The sequence below is a fragment of the Nitrospirota bacterium genome, from assembly GCA_016219645.1.
In the GTDB taxonomy this organism is placed as follows: domain Bacteria; phylum Nitrospirota; class Nitrospiria; order Nitrospirales; family Nitrospiraceae; genus Palsa-1315.
Map to the genome: position 1 here is coordinate 83,596 of JACRLR010000021.1, position 16,460 is coordinate 100,055.

Sequence of the window (16,460 nt, forward strand, 5' to 3'; positions counted from 1 at the left end):
GATGACTTCCGAGACGGCGAGGTCGAGGCGCTCAGAAGAACGCCTGCATGCTGAAGACCACATCGTTGTCGCGGTCGCGGTGGTTGTAGTCGAGCCTGAGCGCCCAGTTCTGACTCAACGTATAACGCGACCCGACAAACCACCTGATGTCATCGGACTTGTCTCCAAGTACATATCCCAAGTACGAACCGGTCGCCATGAGTTTCCATCGATCTGTCAGATCCGTCAACATACCCACGGTACTTCCACCACCGATTCGATGTCGTTCATCATACGCATTGCTGTAGTTCGCTTCTGCTTCTGCAAAGGCGAAGAAGACTTCCCGTTTCAGCCAGTGAGATTCCACCGCCGCTCCGATGCCGCCATTGACCACACCGTTGCTGCAGAGCTGACAGTCGCCGAAACGAATCGTATTCATGCCCATATTGATCTTCCACGATGGTGCATGAAAGACCGAGTCAATCGGTGAGAGGGACATGACATTGGCCAGTGTCGCCCGTTCAACCCTCGTCTGATCGACGCGGTTGTAGTGACGCAAGCTTATTGAAGCCAGCTCAATCTGCGCATCCGGCGTATACCCGACCTCCGGATCGAGTAGATCGTGATAGCCGGCCCGCACCGAGATTTCCTCGAAGGTATCGTCATTCCGCCAGCCGGCGCCCACCGTGGTGCGGGACGTCTTGTGCCCCAACTCCGGTTGTTTCGCAAAGGGCACCACCTTGAACTCCGGAGATGGAATTCGGAGTTGGCTGCGGGCAGTCAGGATTGCCCGGTTTCGCTCCTTCAACTCGGGCGGCGGGGAATCGGTCGTCTCGACCCGATACCGGAGATAGTCCGACGCAAGATCAAGCAGAAACGCCTGCTTCGCCAGACCCAATTGGGCAAACGTGGGTGTGGTGAGTTCACCGAGATCTTGCGTGATCCGATGCGCCAGTTCTCGTTCACTTCCCGGCAAAGATTCACGCTTCCGACGGATCACGTTGCTGCGGGAGGGCCGATAGGCGATGTCAGAAACCAACCCGGGCTTCGAGGCAATCAGCCGGACTGTGTCGGCAGGAACGGTCCACACAAGAAATTCGTCGGTGAGATGTAGGGTGGGATCGGCATAATCGAGAAGCGCCAGGAGATGGTAGGAGCAGTTCTCTTTGAAGAAAAAATAGTCAAAGGAGGCATTCCCCATTTCCCACGAGTGCATCAGCAGCCGCCGTACTTGATGTTCCGAGAAATTGAGGCGATATTCCCAGATATCCCGATTTTCGATGTCCCGATATTCCTGTACCTTCAAATAGTAAGGATACGTCGAGAAGTATCCGCTGTACCCGCCGAAAATGCCACGGATCGGATAGGCTATTCCAGCGTCAGGAGGTACGTACGCCGCATAATTGATCGTATAGGCCAGAATTCTGGTCTGTTCGGTCTGGCCCCTCTGATCAATTCGAAGAAAAGTGTGACCGAACATGGATGCGGGATTGTTCAAGTAGGCAGAGGGGAAAATGAGCGTGATCGATTGGGCCTCAAAGTCATTGAACCAGCGGTCAAACCGTTCGCATGCCATCTTCGGCAAACGGGAATCGTCGAATTGCAACCGTTCCCGCAACCAGTGGTACCGGGCGATAAAGGCGCATTGAGCCGTCTGCTTCGAGCGCCCAATGAGTTCCTCGGAGAAGAATTGCCTCAGCGTCGCGACGAGTTCTGCCTGTGGATCGGTTTTCCCATCGGGCGACATGAAAAATCCCGGGTCGTCCTGCTCACTGGTATGGCCCCCGAAAAGATTTTCTCTATAGTGGAGCAGAAGATGCCACTCTCGCTCGCTGGCGAGCTTGGCCTGCAGACCCTTGTCGATCAATTCGACAAGGTATGCATTATCGGGAGACACACCAGCATCAACCGGCAAGACTGGGGCGAGAAGCAAAGTGAACAACAGTAGAGCGATATACAAGCAGCGGGCCGGAAAGACACAGGGCTTCGACCTCATGGTCGAAGCCCTGTGTCGATTATTAGCGAGCTGAAGCCTGGGCAAGGACTGGATGCGCGGCAATTGCGTCGTTGATTGCTTTCACCATTGCGACTGGTGAAGCTTCCCCCGCCTTGACCAAGTAGGTGTACCGCTCCTGAGTCATAGCAAAGAACGCGGTCTGTTGCTCAACCGGCACACCCATTAAGGTAGCGAGTGATGCGAGATGCTCGCCCTGGCCTTGTGCCATTTCCTGGGACAGGTTTTCAAAATTGAGCTCAGCGAACAATGTCGTCTTGTGCTCAGCCATCACCTTTCCGTCGTTCGTACAGCCTGATGTTCCGCTGCTGATCCCAAAAGTCGCACTCCCGAACGTACCATTCGTAGTGGCCATCATCACCTGCGGCGCGATGTTTTTTTGGTGCGCATAATCAGCCCACGCGAGCTTGCCCAGCCCGCAGCCAGGGCCAGTGTCTGGATTGGCCGCCATTGCGAGGCCTGCCTGCATACCAAAGAGTGCCGCGACCGATAGCATGATTACTTTCTTGACCATAAGCCCTCCTCCTTGTGTGAGTGGATAGTTCCCCGTTGCTCGTAAGATGCGACGGGCGCATTATAGCCGAAACAGAACGTTCTGGTGAGAAAAAATACCCGTCGCTTTCCCACGCTTCTACGAATGGATCCTCACGCAACGTATTTCTTCACCCGTCTACGCAGGAAGCTACGGCTATGAAGCCGTGGGGCTCCGCCTCAACATTTCAAGGCGCTAAGTCCGGCCTGTTTCACCAGAACCGTGCCACATGAAAACGATCGAGAACCTTATCCGAAAAATCTAATGGGTCCGCTGAATCCGCTATCAACTCCCGTAACTGACGTATCGCATTGCCTTGCTCAGGTTCTGGCACCCTCAACGTTATCAATAGACTCGCGAGATATTCTCCCTGCCCAACGGCCAAATTTTGTTGAACCTCTGGATAACCCATCACTGTGAGATTCCTCACTGTCTTAAATCGTGCAAACTGCTTTCTTTGTTCAGGGGAAGCCTTCCTCGGATTCAGCACGACGTGATAGTGACGTCTCAGGAGGAGATTGTGGTCTTCATATCCTTCTTTCTTTAGCGTCACGAACGGATTCTGAGCCCGTTCAATCGTTACATCCAGAAGTGGAGTCTCGCCGAGAGGTATGGAGCCCATGAGAAAAACCTCTGCACCGGGAGGATCTGACGTAATCCTCATTTTCTGGTCCATCCCCCCTTTGTTAGCCGGGGAGACTGCGCTCGTGCAACCAGCAAAGACTATTCCCATTACGGTCAGGCACAATAGGCCTCTCATGCTTCTCCTCTTATTTTCGTTCCTGCTAAGGGGACTTCTAAAATGCGTGATTGCAAGAGGTTAACAACTTATGGATAGATTCTTGAATTGTCAACGTCCTCCGATCAACTGTGAACCTCACTCAATCCTGTTCTTCATGCTCCCCAGTCTTCCATAAACAACAGTGTCAACTATAATAAGCTTGAACACCACCACTTCCCTTCGGATACCAGCATTTCCTCTCTTGGTCCTTGCACTTTTCCGTGACGCCTTCCTACAATACGCCTCCCTACGAGGCTCCTATGCTCTTCTCGGTTCGTCCCCACCGCGATCCCCTGTGCGATCAATGCATCTTTGACCCCCTGGTGAAGACCACACCTGAGAGCATGATGGAATACCGTCCCTACAAGTATGTCGTGAGACTCATGGCCGGTCTTGCGCTGACAAGTACTCTAAGCGGATGTTCGATCGGCATGGCGCTCAGTGGGCATAGGGATCCGAATCTGCAAAGCCTGCACGTTGGCTCAACCAGGGGAGAGGTCGAACTGGAATTGGGTCAGCCTAAAGAGTCGCACCCGACCAGCTATGGAGCGCGGACTGACATTTACGAGTACGAAGTCAATAATGAACCCAGTTCAGCTCGAGCTGGTATGTATCTAATCTATGACTTGGTGACGTTGGGAATCGCTGAGATCATTCTCACTCCGGCAGAACTGATGACTGGTGAGAAGAAACGTCTCCCTATCTACTATGGAGTAGACGGACGTGTGGCAGGAATCAATGAGATTGCTCCAGAGATGCCGGTGACGCCTATTGAGACAAGGCTTCATGCAGTTAATCTCGGACCTATGCAGGCACAGTTCAAAGACTTGGCAGACCAGCTTTCAATTGGCATGAAGAGGCATCCTATTTCTCGGCTTGCCATCTTGCCTCTGGCTGACGCTGCCCAGAATGCGAACACACCCCTTGGCAACTATCTGACAGACAAGCTTACGAACCAAGTCTACATGACCTCCTCGGCGAAAGTGATTGAACGTCCACAGTTGCAAAGGGTCATGGATGAGCAACATTTATCTTTGAGGGCCATGTTCGATGATGCATCGGTAAAGAGAATTGGAAGTCTTCTCGGTGTTGATGCGGTGATTATGGGCACGTATGCAGAGATGGGCCTGGATTCTATAGAAGTGAACGTCAGAAGTGTGGCGGTAGAGACGGCAGAAGTTGTTGGGGTAGGATCAATTCTAATTCCCAGAGCTTCAGTTGAGAAGTTAATACGATGAACAGGAGCCTGCATGGCAAACGTTTCCGCCGCAAGAATCCCCCTAACCAGCATTCCTGAAACCGCCTCCCTGAACCATGAGATTCTTCTCAGTACTTGGCCTCTCCCGCCAGTGCCACCAGTTGATCACTGGTCCATTGTTTGACCACCTGGCAGTCGTGATCGAGGAGAGTGACGCTCCCATCCTGTCCCTTTTCCGCCTCCGCGAGCGAGGCTCCGGTCTCATCGATCAAACGATAGCCAGTCTCGCTCGTTTCGATTATGGCCCGCCGTTCGACGATTCCGTTTCGTTCATAGGTCACCGCCGTGCCTCGATCACTCTCGGCCATCGTCACAGTGAGCCCACCCAGCCGGACGATGCGGGTCCCTCCATCGCCTCCCGCATCGTCGGCCTTGACGGGATTGCTCCCGGTCCAGAACTGAATGGAATTGAAGATAAAGGCGTCGAGCAGCGCTGAGAACATATACACCGGAATGATGATCATGCCGAAGAAGACGAATTCCTTCATCCACTTCTCGCTCACTTCGCTGCTGCCTCTGATGCTGCTGTTCCAGTGGTAGACCCCTCTGGTCAGATTGAACGATCCGTAACAGCCCGTCGTGACCGTCAGGAAACTTCCCACCACTATCGTCGCGACAATCCTCTTACTCAACGTGTTTCCCTTCATGCCGTCTCTCCTTTCTTCTTGGGCAACTTCACATCTGTGGATCTATTTTGCTGATTCGCATTATCGCTCAAGCGAATCAGCTTGGGTAGGACCTTTCCCTTCCGAATGGTCAGAAGGCCGATCCCGCGTGGGAGTGAGAACCGCTTAGGGCCGGCGGACCCTAGCCCGCATTATTCACGAGGGTTCGCGACGAAACCGCCGAGACGCCAAGAGAGGAGCCAGAGGGGTCAGTTCTTGACCTCGCACTTTTCTGCCAAGCACTGATACCCTTTGAATGCAAGGTCAAGAAGCTGACCCCATCTTCCTCTCCCGTGTCGCCTTGGGGTTAACTGCTATTCTCGCCCTCGCCTTCAGGAGGCCAGCCGGCAGGGAAGCGACCGTACACCTGCTGATACGCACGCACCGTGGCCGGAGGCAGATCGTGTCGGGCTTCCTCCACGGATTCCTTGTAGGCCTCATCCAGGTTCCGCTGGAGATCGGCCACCTCGGCATCACGCGCCGCTTCTCTTCGCTCGCGCCAGTAGTTCTCCGTTGGATCGTACCTGACCGCTTCTGGAACGTTCTCGCTCTCCAACGCCTCATGGAGCGGACGAAGGTCCACAAGCATGAGCCGCGGGTGGACATACCGCCAATCCAAGCCGAGTTGCTGCATACGACGAAAGATCAGTTCGTAGACCGGCGTCAGATCTGCGCGGTGCCGGACCATCCAGGTGCCAAGGTAGAATTCGATGTAATCTCTGCGCTCGGTGAGCCGTGCCTCGGAGTGGCTCCGGCGATGTCGAAAGTCCGCAATGAAGCCGGCCGCGGCGCGGAAAGATCCCAGATCGACGAGCGCACCCTTGTCGGTGCACACATCATGGTTGTCGGCGAACACATCCCACAAGCAGCAGCCCAGCAGGTCAGCGCACTCCTTGGTTGGTTTCGGCGCATCAACCGGCATCTCTCGGCGGAGAGCGTCGAGCATGATCTGCGGTTCCTCTTCAGGCGGCGACGTCCTCCTCCTCAACCGCCTGAGATTGTCACGAAGCCGCAACGTTTCTTCATACACCTGCTCCGCCGTCGGGTGATATACGAGCACCAGCGGAGACCGCTCCCATCCCTTGGGCGCCAGTTTCTGTACCAGAGACGGATCATGAAGCCCGTTCGGGAAAAGACGCTGAAACAGATCCCAGTGCTGCTCTTCTGTCAAATGCTTTTCCACAGTCGCCTCGGTCTTCAAAGATACTCACACCGTCTATGCTAACTACTCAGGTAGATAGGCTGAAGGCTTTTAGCCTTCGGCCGTCGACCTTCAGCCTGAACACCCGGAAACATCACGAGGGAGTCTTTTCTAGACCCCTGGAAGAGCGAGGGAGATTGGAAGCTCGGCTTTCATTTCCACATACGTGGATCGAAGTGGAATGCCTCGGGCCTGTTGAGGCGAAGCCGCTTGAAATCGGGATGGGCGGGGTTCAAAAGGTAATTGCGCTCATCGGGAATCACGGCTGATGGGACGACCAGCATCGCCGTGGAAGCACTTGCCACCCAAGCCGTTCCAAAATCCTGCAACTCTTCCGGCACAGGATAGCTGCGCCAGTTCTTCGGAAGGTCCGAGACTTCAATGTGTCCAATGCGCAAATCATCCGGGATGTCGGCGGAGATGGCAACGAGTTGATCGGGCTCCGTATCCCGGTCCAGGTTCACAAAGAATTCGAGGGCGGCAAGAGACAACGTCGCAGAAGTATAGACAACCCGCGTACCGATACGGTTCCAGCGCCCTCCAAACTGTCGAGCCCCCTCGCCATCAAACGCTTGCGACAGATGAAGCTTGGGAATGATTCGCCAGACGCGCATGGCCGGGACTAACTATACACACCGTACTCAATTCGCCCCAAGACTTCCTCGACCTGCCTGGCCCCGATATCGCTTTCGAGAAGCTCCAAGGGAACCTCGTTGCCCAAGGCACGGTTGGGCCTTCGCAGCCATCTGGCGGCTTTCTCCTCGCTTCCCAAAACATACGCAGCCTGCGCGCCAAGACGGGCAAGCCGGAGCAGTCGATCCGATTCGCCGGCACGAAGCTTGCGTTCTTTTTTGCGGCGCGCGAAGGTCCGCTGCGGCAAATGCAGGGCAGATGCCGCCTCCCCACGGGCGAGCCCGAATTTCACCATCACCGCTTCGAGCGACGCATAGGGCAATCCTGCGTCCACGGTTTGCCGCAGCTCATTCAAGTTCGAGATATGCCGCCTCAAAACCTTTCGGCCTCCGAGCGCCTCGACGATGTCCGCTGTACGCAGCATGCCATCCCTCCAATGTCAGCCAAATTGCACTTATGGTACTGCCACATGGCATCTTGAATCAAGGCAATACAGAATCGGCATCCCCTTTTCTTTCGGCACCGGGAGGCGGTATAAATGGACGCCTGGTTTCACTCCACGCGATCGCCCAGTATGATCAGGGCGGGCTTGATACGACCGTCCTCAATCGTGAGGATGCCAAGCCCCCGAGGCAGTTTGAATCGCTTCGGCCCCGCAGAACCAGGGTTGAACAGGAAAGTCGACCCGTGCCAGCCTGTTTTTGCTTGGTGGGTATGGCCGAACACGCAAATGTCCGGTTGTTCACACTGAAGAAACGCTCGCCCGTCCTTCGTGAGCTTCCCGCTTTCGTACAGAATGTGACGGATGGCGATCCGGCGACCAGCCAGTTTGATCACGGCCTCGGACGGCAGCCCGCACTGGTCGTCATCGACATTGCCAAAAACAGCGGTGACGGGTGCGATCTGCTCCAGCTGTTCGATTACGGACCGATCACCGATATCTCCGGCGTGGAGAATGTGATCGACGCCTTTGAAATGTCGTTGAACTGCCAGGTCGAATAATCCATGGGTATCGGCGATCACCCCGATCCGAATGGTTTTCCGCCGGTTCATGGAGCGGCGACTGGCTGGGATCCGAGGGAGGCCTGTATCTGTTTCCAGTCAAACGTAAAAGGCGCCGGTGATGTTTTCGGCAGGGCAGCAAGCTCCGCTTTCAATCGTTCGGCCCTGGCGGCGCTCATCGGATGTGTCGAGAGCCATTCCATCCGTCCTTCGTCTTTTTCCGAGAGGCGTTCGAAAAACCGGATCATGCCGGAGGGATCGATCTTCGCCCGCTGGAGTAGCTGCAATCCCGTTAGATCGGCTTCGGTCTCCTGCTCCCGGCCGAACTTGAGCGTGAGTAGTTCAAGTCCGAGCTGCTTCATCATTCCGACGAGTCCCTGTTGATTGCCGAACACAATGGCCACCACTGTCAACAGCCCAAGATTTTTGACGGTCCGTTCGAGCCCATGCCGCTGCAGCACGTGGTTCAACTCATGGCTCAGCACACCCGCCACTTCTTCACCGCTCTCCGCCTTTTTCATGAGCCCGGTGAAGACCACCACAAACCCGCCAGGTAAAGCGAATGCATTGATGATGTCGCTCCTTACCACAGTCACTTGAAACTTGTAGGGATTGTTCAGAATCTGCTCGGTCAGGCGATGGGTCATTTCCTCAACTGCCGCAACCCCCGGCCCCTCTTTGACGACCTCCTGATGGCTGAGAAAATCTCGATAGGCTGATTCGCCAAGTTTTTGTTCCCACTCCACGGGAATCCGGCTCACGGCGATATCGACCAAAATATCGGCCCCGAACCAAAGTCCCAGCACCGAAGACAGGATTGCCCCGCCAACTATGCTCCAGACGAGCCGGCGCCGGTGACGCACCTGACGCACCTGCTCCGCAGCCTGCGCAAAGGAGTGACTCAAATGATCAGGCGCCGCTTGGCGGAATGCGCGAATCACATCAGGGTTCTTTAAATAGAGCGTCCGCTCCCCTTTCTGCCCGGCCCACTTCACGACAAGTTGGTCGTGGTCCAGGCCCCCTGCCGAGACAGTGAGGCTTGAAAAAAGAACGGGCTCCTGATGGCCGTCGGCAGTATCAGGCTCAAAAGTGACGGTGAGTCCATGTCCCTCGATTTGAACAAGACATGGCACGCCGGCAGCGGGAAACTCGTCGCCGAAACAGAGGGCGTTGGGACTCATAGCGGGGGAACCGGGGTAAGGGGACAGCGGGGTAACGCGGTGCTTGTCTTGTCACTCATTCCTCTATCCCCTTACACCCCATATTCCGTTTCCCCCTCGATTCCTCTACTTCCCACTTTCTACTCACTACTCACTTACTGGGATGAATTGCCGTATCCACGCCCCAAAACTTCCCGGATTCCGGCTTTGAATATAGACGAGTCCTGGCCCTCGGAACCGGCAGACAAACCCCTCGCCCGAGGTGAAGCTGGCCACCCAACCGGAGGTGGCCTTTTCGATATTGTAGGAGGTCGTCGTGGACCAGGCCACCAGGTGGCTGTTGTCGACAATGTATTCCTGGTTGGGCTTCAGTTCGATTTTGTGAATGGCCCCGAAGCTGTTCAGAACGAGCATCCCCTTCCCGCTGATTTTCAGAATGAAGAAGCCCTCGCCGCCCAGCAATCCACGGCTCATGCTCTGCATTTGGCTTTCGATGACGATCCCGTCGGCGCCGGCGAGGAATCCGTCTTTTTGCACCATGTACTCGTTCACACCATCGAGTTCCAAGATGGCAATTTCCCCCGGCACGGTCGGCGCCAGCAAGGCTTCACCAGGGCCGCGGCTGGCGCGTAGGGTCTGGAAAAAGAATTTTTCTCCTGTCAGGAACTTTCGAGACAGGGCTCCAAGAAAACCACCTTCCATCTTGCTTTCAATGTCGATGGTCGGGGAACAGGCTACCATCGCGCCCGACTCAGCTTTGATGTTCTCACCCGCTGCCAATTCCACCCGCACCATGGGAAATGCCCCTGGATATAGAATTTCAGACTTCATGCATCGATCCTCCCGATTCGTAAGGGGTTAGGCGTCAGGCGTAAGGCGCAAAATACTCCCGACCAATGTCCGCCATTAGTGCTTACCGCTGTTAGCCTTCTGATGACGAATGAGCCCGCTAAGCATCTTGTCAATTCGCTCAACTTGCTGATCAAAGATCAGCCAATTGTCGTGCTCAACGTACCCAAGCCTTTTTGCAAGTTCGAGTTGAGTATCTAATTCGCTCAGCGACCCTTGCGCCATGTGTAGGTAGTTGATGAACTCTTTTCGGGTTTGACGACCTGCTCCCTCGGCAACATTGCTCGGAACACTCAAAGCAGCCCTTCGGATTTGGTCGGTGAGACTATAGCGTTCGTCCTTGGGAAAGCCTTCTGTAGCACGATAAAGGTCGACCGCCAGTTCCAGAGCTGTATTCCACAGGTCTAGTTTTTTATGCGGCTTGTCCATGTCTTGGCCGCTTTCTGAGATATCGCCTCACACCTTACGCCTAACGCCTCACGGCATCTACCCCGCTACCCATCCATACACTCGGTGACTCGGTTCCGGTCCTTCATCGAGGTAACTCATCCTGATTTGGCCTAGCGCATCCTTGGGCACTTCATGCCGTTTTGCCTTCACATCGATTCCAAAAATTCTGGCCGCGTTGAGTCCAAAGATCTGCTCCTTCACCCGTCGTGTGAGAGGTTGATAGCGATGCCTGTCGAGCAGTTGGTCGGGAATCTGAAATCGTCTGAATGCCTCAATTTGCCATTGCGGCGTCCCGTACCAAATCGAGTCAGTTCCCCATAGCACATGATCGGCACCGAATGTTTGAATAATCTGCCCCAGCAGATGCGCGCAGGCTGACGGCTGAGTTGTCACAAGCTGGCCGAAGGTCGAGCCGAGTTCCATATAGATATTGCTGATTCCCGGCTCTTGCTGTTTCATGCGGCAAAACTCGGTCGTCCAGGGAATCTCGCCCGTCCTTAGCGCGCCCTCGTTCATATTTGCCGTGCTCTTGAGCCCCGAGTGATAGACTAAAAAGTCGATGTCGGGGAAATCCTTCGCGGCTTTGATCAAATCCCTTGGGTGGTTGTAGTCCGGCACGGGGCCAAGCGGCAATCCCTTGTGGACACAGACCCTCTTTACGTTGAGCTTGCGTGCCTGCTCCAACATGGGATAGGCAATCCGCTCATCATCCATCCACCAGCCCCGATCGAATCCCTTTGGACAGGATCCGGTATAGCACTTCCAGGCCTCGACCTTGAGAGTTTCCGCCTGTAGGGCCATGAAGTCGAGATCTGCTGTGCCAAGCTGTGGTGTGACGAGTCCATGGGCCAACATGCGCTGGGAACCGGCAACACGATTCACCTCATCGCGAATATGCGCCATCTCCTGCGGCGGTACAACGGCCTCTTGCGGATAGGGTCCTGGTGGCGTACTGATCAGTCCGATATTTGTCTCACTGTCGAGAAAGACTTCTTTCACAAAGTTGCGCCAGGAGAGGTCGTCAAGTGTACCTGTATCGCCTGCCAGCTTGGGGTTAAGTCCCGCTTCGCGGATCCTGCGGCGCAGAGATAGCAATGCCTGTTTGGACACTCCTCCTCTGCGATGGCTCTCCGCCTCCGTGGGGTCGTAATGAGATCCCACATAATGGGTCTGTACGTCAAAGATGAAGTAGGGGTCTCCCTGTTGTTCTGCAAAGGCGGCAGACTCGAATAACTCGATTTCTCCTATGTCGAAGAACCGTCCGAAGACCGAATTCATCGCCAGCAACGCACCGGCCACTCCGCTCGTCGTTTTGAGAAAGTCTCTGCGGGTAAGGCCCTGTCGTGCGGCGGATTGTTCAATTATCGCTGCTGCGATCTGTTCAACGCGAGCTTGGTCTGCGGTCTGGCCAAAGGGCGCAAACTCCCCGTTTGAGACGCTCTGAGTCGGTACCGCAGAACGAAGGGTTTTGCCTTGTTGTACTACGAGGCTTTTCCAAGCGGGATGTTGGAGAGGCGCCATGGCGGATTATCCTCTGCACTGGCCTGTGCGCGATTCTGTGAAATACTACCGTCAGTGTCAAGCATCTCCTAACCAGATAGCCCATCCCATCCGGCTCTTTGACGTAGAAATCAATCCATGACGAGGGGGAAATCAGAAATCTCCGGCTTCGAAAGGGTGTAGTGGATTATTTGGACCGGGGCGGGAACAGGGAGCAGCGCTCTCGTTTACGATCGATTGAACTTGGGAATTGTTGCGACGACATCGTGCAGGGAGTCGCCTTCCTGATCCTTGCCGTCTTGTCCGATACTATACATCACGCCCCTCTCCTGATCGAGCAGCATGGGAAGACCGGTAAAGGGATCATAGTAGGCCTGTCCTGCCTTTGCGAGACGCGTAAGCACGCTTTCCTCTTGCGCCCCTCGTCTGATCCAGACTTGCAGGCTTGCCAAACGGAGCCGTGCGTCGATCTCCACCATACGCCCGACATAGGGATCCCATGAGGGGAGCGGTTCAATTCCGATGATGTGTTCGATCGGGTTTGCCAAGTAGTCCAACGTGCTGACAGCGGGAGTCCGAATAAAGCTGGACGGTTTCGGCAGGTTGGTGTAACGCCCTTCAGCTACCGACTTGCTCGCCGCCTCGTAGTAGTCCGCATAGGCATTGGATCGCCGCTGTATGGGAAGGGGCATCGCCGCGGCAAGCGCAACGTGTAGGGGGCGCTCGTCGGTCTTGTCGTGCTTCAACCTTGTCGTCACGGCCTTCGTCGCCCACGCGAGATGGCTCTGCATCGGCCAGCGGAGCGACAACTCAACCGGATCGAGGGGACGGACGATCTTGTCGAGACGACCGATGGCTTCCCCATCGAGATTCTGCCGGATCAAGAGTCCGGATGCGATGGCAATATTGTCTTCGACTGCTGTCGCTGCGAGCATTTTTATCATCAGAGTCTTCGACTGTTCCAGCACGACGCGCCAAGATCTCATATCGGTTTCAAGTCGTTCGAGACCGGTGTTGGTGTCCTGCGCAAATCCCTCTGCGAGATAGAGCCGATGGGCCAGCAGTATAAGGGCACAGTTCGGGCTCAAGATCTGCCCATATCCGATATCTTCAAACGGCATCGAAAGCCATTGTCGATAGCGCCTAAGGGCAAGCGATTCTTGAGCTGCCGCTGATCGTATTGCTGTAGTCTGCAGCGCTAGCTGTGCCGCTGGGTCGGCAGTGGTGAACCAGCCACGGACTATGTTGGGCGAGGCTCCGGTGGTTGCCGTCCCTTTACCCTCATCACCCCGCATACAGGCGTTCGCCGCTTGGAGATCGTTCCTTTCAGCCTTGCGTTCGTAACCCGCTTGGAGAGGATTCTGTTCCGCAGGAGCCTCAAAGCCTAGGAGCAAGAAGTATCCGTTTTTTCTTGAATCAGTGCTCGCCTGTGGAGGACTCAGTGTCAGGTCGTGATAGACCGACGAGGGGGGAGTCTCCATCACGATCCAAGCCAATCCAATCGCTCCGATGCCAATTGCCACCAGTAGAGCAGAGGAGAGCGTCAACCCCACGCACAGCAAGACGATTGATCGCGTCGTCGAAAAACAGGTTCCGATAAATGACGAAATACCGATTCGGATCCGAGCCACCCGCCCGGCACGCCTCGGGCGCGGCCTTGGCGATGCGACATGATTATCCGCGAGTATCCGGCTATTCTCTCCAGTTGAATTAAATAGCACATCAACGGCCGATGCAGCGACTGAGAGATCAGTCCCTCCTGTCACGTGAGAGGATTCGCTACTCGAATCCTGCCACGCTGTGGAAGGTGATGGAAGAGGATCCACAAAGGTGATCGATTCACTCGCCCGAACCCAATCAGGTCGCGTATCTTCTTGAGGAATAACCTTTTCCACAATGGGGGCCGCTGCTTCAACGGCAGGGGTTACAGCCTCTGAAGGAGCCAACGCCCATCCACCACTTCGCAACAGCTCAGCGACCGGTTCAGAGGATTCTTCAACCAGATGTAAGGGAGCCGGCTGAACGACCGGGGCCTCCTCTCCAGTCTCCTTGTCCCAGTTTCGTTTCTTCTCGGACAGACGATGGAGCTGAACCGCAACTTCCCCAGTGCTCCATTGGGTCAATGTATCCGTTGAGGCAGTGGAAGCCGATGGCGAATCACTTGGTGCTGGAGAGAGCGGCGGGACCGCAGCCTTGCGGAAGTCTCTATCGGGTATTTCTTGGTTCTCTGTGGAAACCGGTTCAGATACACGAGCTGGTTCGACGGACGCTGACTGAGGCGACGCTGGAAGGTCCACCATGAAGGAGCTCGAGGTCTCGCTCAAAACAACCGGCGGCTCCTTTGCCCGTGAGGGTTCTTCCGGGCTTGCCTCTGTTCTATCAAGCGGTTCACTTGCTTCACTTACAGTCGAAGGATGAGTCGATGGCAATGACTCGGAATCGCTGAGCGAAACGGGCGGTTCAGAGGTTGATTCCGTTTCTCTCGTATCCGGTAGTTTTGCATCCGGCTTGGATGGTGTGGCAGGCGAACTCGACGACAAAGTTCCTGCGGAGAATGGCTCTGTGGCATCGAAGGCGGTGTACCATGAAGGTGGTGCACTGGACGAAGAGTCAGAGGCGGGTGGAGTCAGGGATTCGGGTTCAGGAAGCTCTGCGGGTGTGGTTGACGGCTCTGCGGCAAAGATCGATTCGCTCGGCTCCGTCAGATCTGGGGCCGGTGCTCGATCCGACAACTGATCTGAGACAGATTCGGGTTGAGGGATAACGGGTGGAGTCAGGGATTCGGGTTCAGGAAGCTCTGCGGGTGTGGTTGACGGCTCTGCGGCAAAGATCGATTCGCTCGGCTCCGTCAGGTCTGGGGCCGGTGCTCGATCCGCCAACTGATCTGAGACAGATTCAGGCTGAGGGGTAAGGGCTGCTCCCTCCTCAATCTTGATGGTGGAGTTCTCAATCTGCTCCCAGGGCATAGGAGAAGATAGCCCCGATGAATTGGCGGAAACGACATTCCCGCTCCCATCTTCCACTGCATGCTTCTCTAGGGTGCTAGGGGGAAGGCCCTCGTCCACCAAGATCGAAGGTTCGATGATCGTCTCTCCCATCCCACTATGCCGATCTCCATTCGATGGAGGAGGTGGTTCGGATAAAGTCGATGTAACCGTATCCTGATTAGAGCCATTGGCCTCCTGGATTGGCCCAGAAGATTCGGATGGCGAGACAACCGTTTCCTGGGGAGCCAAACCGGTTGGCGCTGTGGCTATGAGAGTGTCCGGAGCATCCGGCAGTGATTCGATAACGGAATTCGACGGAATGGATGGCAGGATCTCATGGCTCAGAGGAACCCCATCCAGCTGTTCCCACGGCATCACATCGACGGCTCTGGGTTCTTCAGCGGTGGGTGAGGTGTCCTTGGGCTGCGAAACATCTACCTCCAAGGATTTCACTGTGACAGAAGTCAGCGGACGGGGAACAAGAAGTTCGCCTGTTTGTATGTCGAAGAGAGAAGCAAACTGGCAGGCAACAGAGCTGGCTGGTGCCAGTTCTCTCACTTTTGTATAGAGCTGGGAAGGCTTCCCGGGGTTTTCTGAGTCCGGATCCTCTAGGAGAATCTCAATTGCCTTGCCCAATTCCGTCACTGCAGCAACGGCGTCCCCTTTTCCCTCATGCACATGGGCCAATAGCTCAAGGAACGGAATGCATCGAGGTCCGGCAGCCAAGTATTCACGCAACAAGGATTCAGCTAACCAGAAGTCCTGCCGTTCGATTGCTTCTTTGGCAAGAGACTCAAACTCTTGTCGAGCTGGGACAAGACTGCCTAGTCGTAGATGCAATGTGGCAAAGAGTCGTCGAGCTTCTGTGTTATGAGGATCAAGTGCGAGCAGCTGTTTTAGCGCCGCAGACGACCGGCCGTACTTGCCGGTATTCATGTGGGTGATGGCTTCTTCGAGGAGCGCGCTTTTCTTGCTGTAACCGACAACACCCCGATTGTGTACCCGGGATAGAGGCTTTTTATCAGATTTTTGGAGGGGTTTCTTATCGGTCCGCACGTTACAACCTTAGCAGATCATCGAAGGATGCGAAGTGTTTCCCCATCCCATTTCTCACAAGATTGCCATCTGTTGTGTTTCTCACGGTCGTGAGGGGGGGGCAAACTGGATGGGCAAGTGCAATCCCGGTGCCATAGTAGTTTTGGAAATCAATTTGAATGTCCTTCATTATTCATGTGTTAGGAACTAGGCGCCTCCTCGGCTTCTTGGTTATCTGTCAAAAATGGACATGCGATCCAAGAAATTGCTGCCGAAAGAAAGTTCCCGTGGGACGATTTGTCGGAGCTTCTGAGCAACGGTACGGGAAGAGTGCCGGTGCGAGAAGCATCCGGGCCCTCTTGCAACCAGTACGGAAGGCTTGTTGTGTCGATACAGGCCTTGTGGTACCGTCCA

The 16,460-nt window shown here is 55.2% G+C and carries 14 protein-coding genes; 1 reads left to right on the forward strand and 13 read right to left on the reverse strand.

What is annotated here, in order from left to right; genetic code table 11:
• Window positions 1-31 precede the first annotated feature (31 nt).
• The 3 genes from HZB34_10675 to HZB34_10685 form a co-directional block, all read right to left on the reverse strand.
• On the reverse strand, window positions 32-1,975 hold the full coding sequence (locus tag HZB34_10675) for a DUF4105 domain-containing protein (protein ID MBI5316425.1): 1,944 nt from the start codon (window positions 1,973-1,975) through the stop codon (window positions 32-34).
• A 22-nt stretch (window positions 1,976-1,997) separates the two neighbouring features.
• Window positions 1,998-2,507, reverse strand: coding sequence for a DUF3015 domain-containing protein (locus HZB34_10680; protein ID MBI5316426.1), 510 nt, complete (start codon window positions 2,505-2,507; stop codon window positions 1,998-2,000).
• Between the two features lie 229 nt (window positions 2,508-2,736).
• A complete protein-coding gene (locus HZB34_10685; protein MBI5316427.1) occupies window positions 2,737-3,189 on the reverse strand; it encodes a PEGA domain-containing protein in 453 nt (150 codons plus the stop codon).
• Window positions 3,190-3,629: 440 nt separating this feature from the next.
• Between HZB34_10685 and HZB34_10690 the strand changes: the two genes are divergently transcribed.
• Window positions 3,630-4,544 carry a hypothetical protein gene (locus tag HZB34_10690; GenBank protein ID MBI5316428.1) on the forward strand — a complete coding sequence of 305 codons (915 nt, stop codon included), beginning with the start codon at window positions 3,630-3,632 and terminating at the stop codon, window positions 4,542-4,544.
• A gap of 88 nt (window positions 4,545-4,632) precedes the next feature.
• Here the strand turns inward: HZB34_10690 and HZB34_10695 are convergent, their stop codons facing one another.
• From HZB34_10695 to HZB34_10740, 10 genes are all read right to left on the reverse strand, one after another.
• Window positions 4,633-5,211: a DUF3332 family protein gene (locus tag HZB34_10695; GenBank protein ID MBI5316429.1), complete on the reverse strand. Its 579-nt coding sequence runs from the start codon at window positions 5,209-5,211 to the stop codon at window positions 4,633-4,635.
• A gap of 325 nt (window positions 5,212-5,536) precedes the next feature.
• Window positions 5,537-6,412, reverse strand: a complete 876-nt coding sequence (locus tag HZB34_10700) for a hypothetical protein (GenBank protein ID MBI5316430.1) — start codon at window positions 6,410-6,412, stop codon at window positions 5,537-5,539.
• A gap of 170 nt (window positions 6,413-6,582) precedes the next feature.
• Window positions 6,583-7,044 (reverse strand): RES domain-containing protein, encoded by a 462-nt coding sequence (locus HZB34_10705; GenBank protein ID MBI5316431.1) that lies wholly within the window; start codon window positions 7,042-7,044, stop codon window positions 6,583-6,585.
• A gap of 8 nt (window positions 7,045-7,052) precedes the next feature.
• Entirely contained in the window at window positions 7,053-7,487 is a 435-nt protein-coding gene (locus tag HZB34_10710; GenBank protein MBI5316432.1) for a DUF2384 domain-containing protein, read from the reverse strand.
• Window positions 7,488-7,615: 128 nt separating this feature from the next.
• Window positions 7,616-8,098, reverse strand: a complete 483-nt coding sequence (locus HZB34_10715) for a metallophosphoesterase family protein (GenBank protein MBI5316433.1) — start codon at window positions 8,096-8,098, stop codon at window positions 7,616-7,618.
• A gap of 14 nt (window positions 8,099-8,112) precedes the next feature.
• Window positions 8,113-9,246 carry a M48 family metallopeptidase gene (locus HZB34_10720; GenBank protein MBI5316434.1) on the reverse strand — a complete coding sequence of 378 codons (1,134 nt, stop codon included), beginning with the start codon at window positions 9,244-9,246 and terminating at the stop codon, window positions 8,113-8,115.
• Between the two features lie 126 nt (window positions 9,247-9,372).
• Window positions 9,373-10,056 carry a TIGR00266 family protein gene (locus tag HZB34_10725; GenBank protein ID MBI5316435.1) on the reverse strand — a complete coding sequence of 228 codons (684 nt, stop codon included), beginning with the start codon at window positions 10,054-10,056 and terminating at the stop codon, window positions 9,373-9,375.
• A 75-nt stretch (window positions 10,057-10,131) separates the two neighbouring features.
• Complete coding sequence (locus tag HZB34_10730; GenBank protein ID MBI5316436.1) at window positions 10,132-10,503, reverse strand: four helix bundle protein; 372 nt, start codon at window positions 10,501-10,503, stop codon at window positions 10,132-10,134.
• A gap of 57 nt (window positions 10,504-10,560) precedes the next feature.
• Window positions 10,561-12,045 carry an amidohydrolase family protein gene (locus tag HZB34_10735; GenBank protein ID MBI5316437.1) on the reverse strand — a complete coding sequence of 495 codons (1,485 nt, stop codon included), beginning with the start codon at window positions 12,043-12,045 and terminating at the stop codon, window positions 10,561-10,563.
• Window positions 12,046-12,251: 206 nt separating this feature from the next.
• Window positions 12,252-16,067, reverse strand: a complete 3,816-nt coding sequence (locus tag HZB34_10740) for a hypothetical protein (GenBank protein MBI5316438.1) — start codon at window positions 16,065-16,067, stop codon at window positions 12,252-12,254.
• Window positions 16,068-16,460 lie beyond the last annotated feature (393 nt).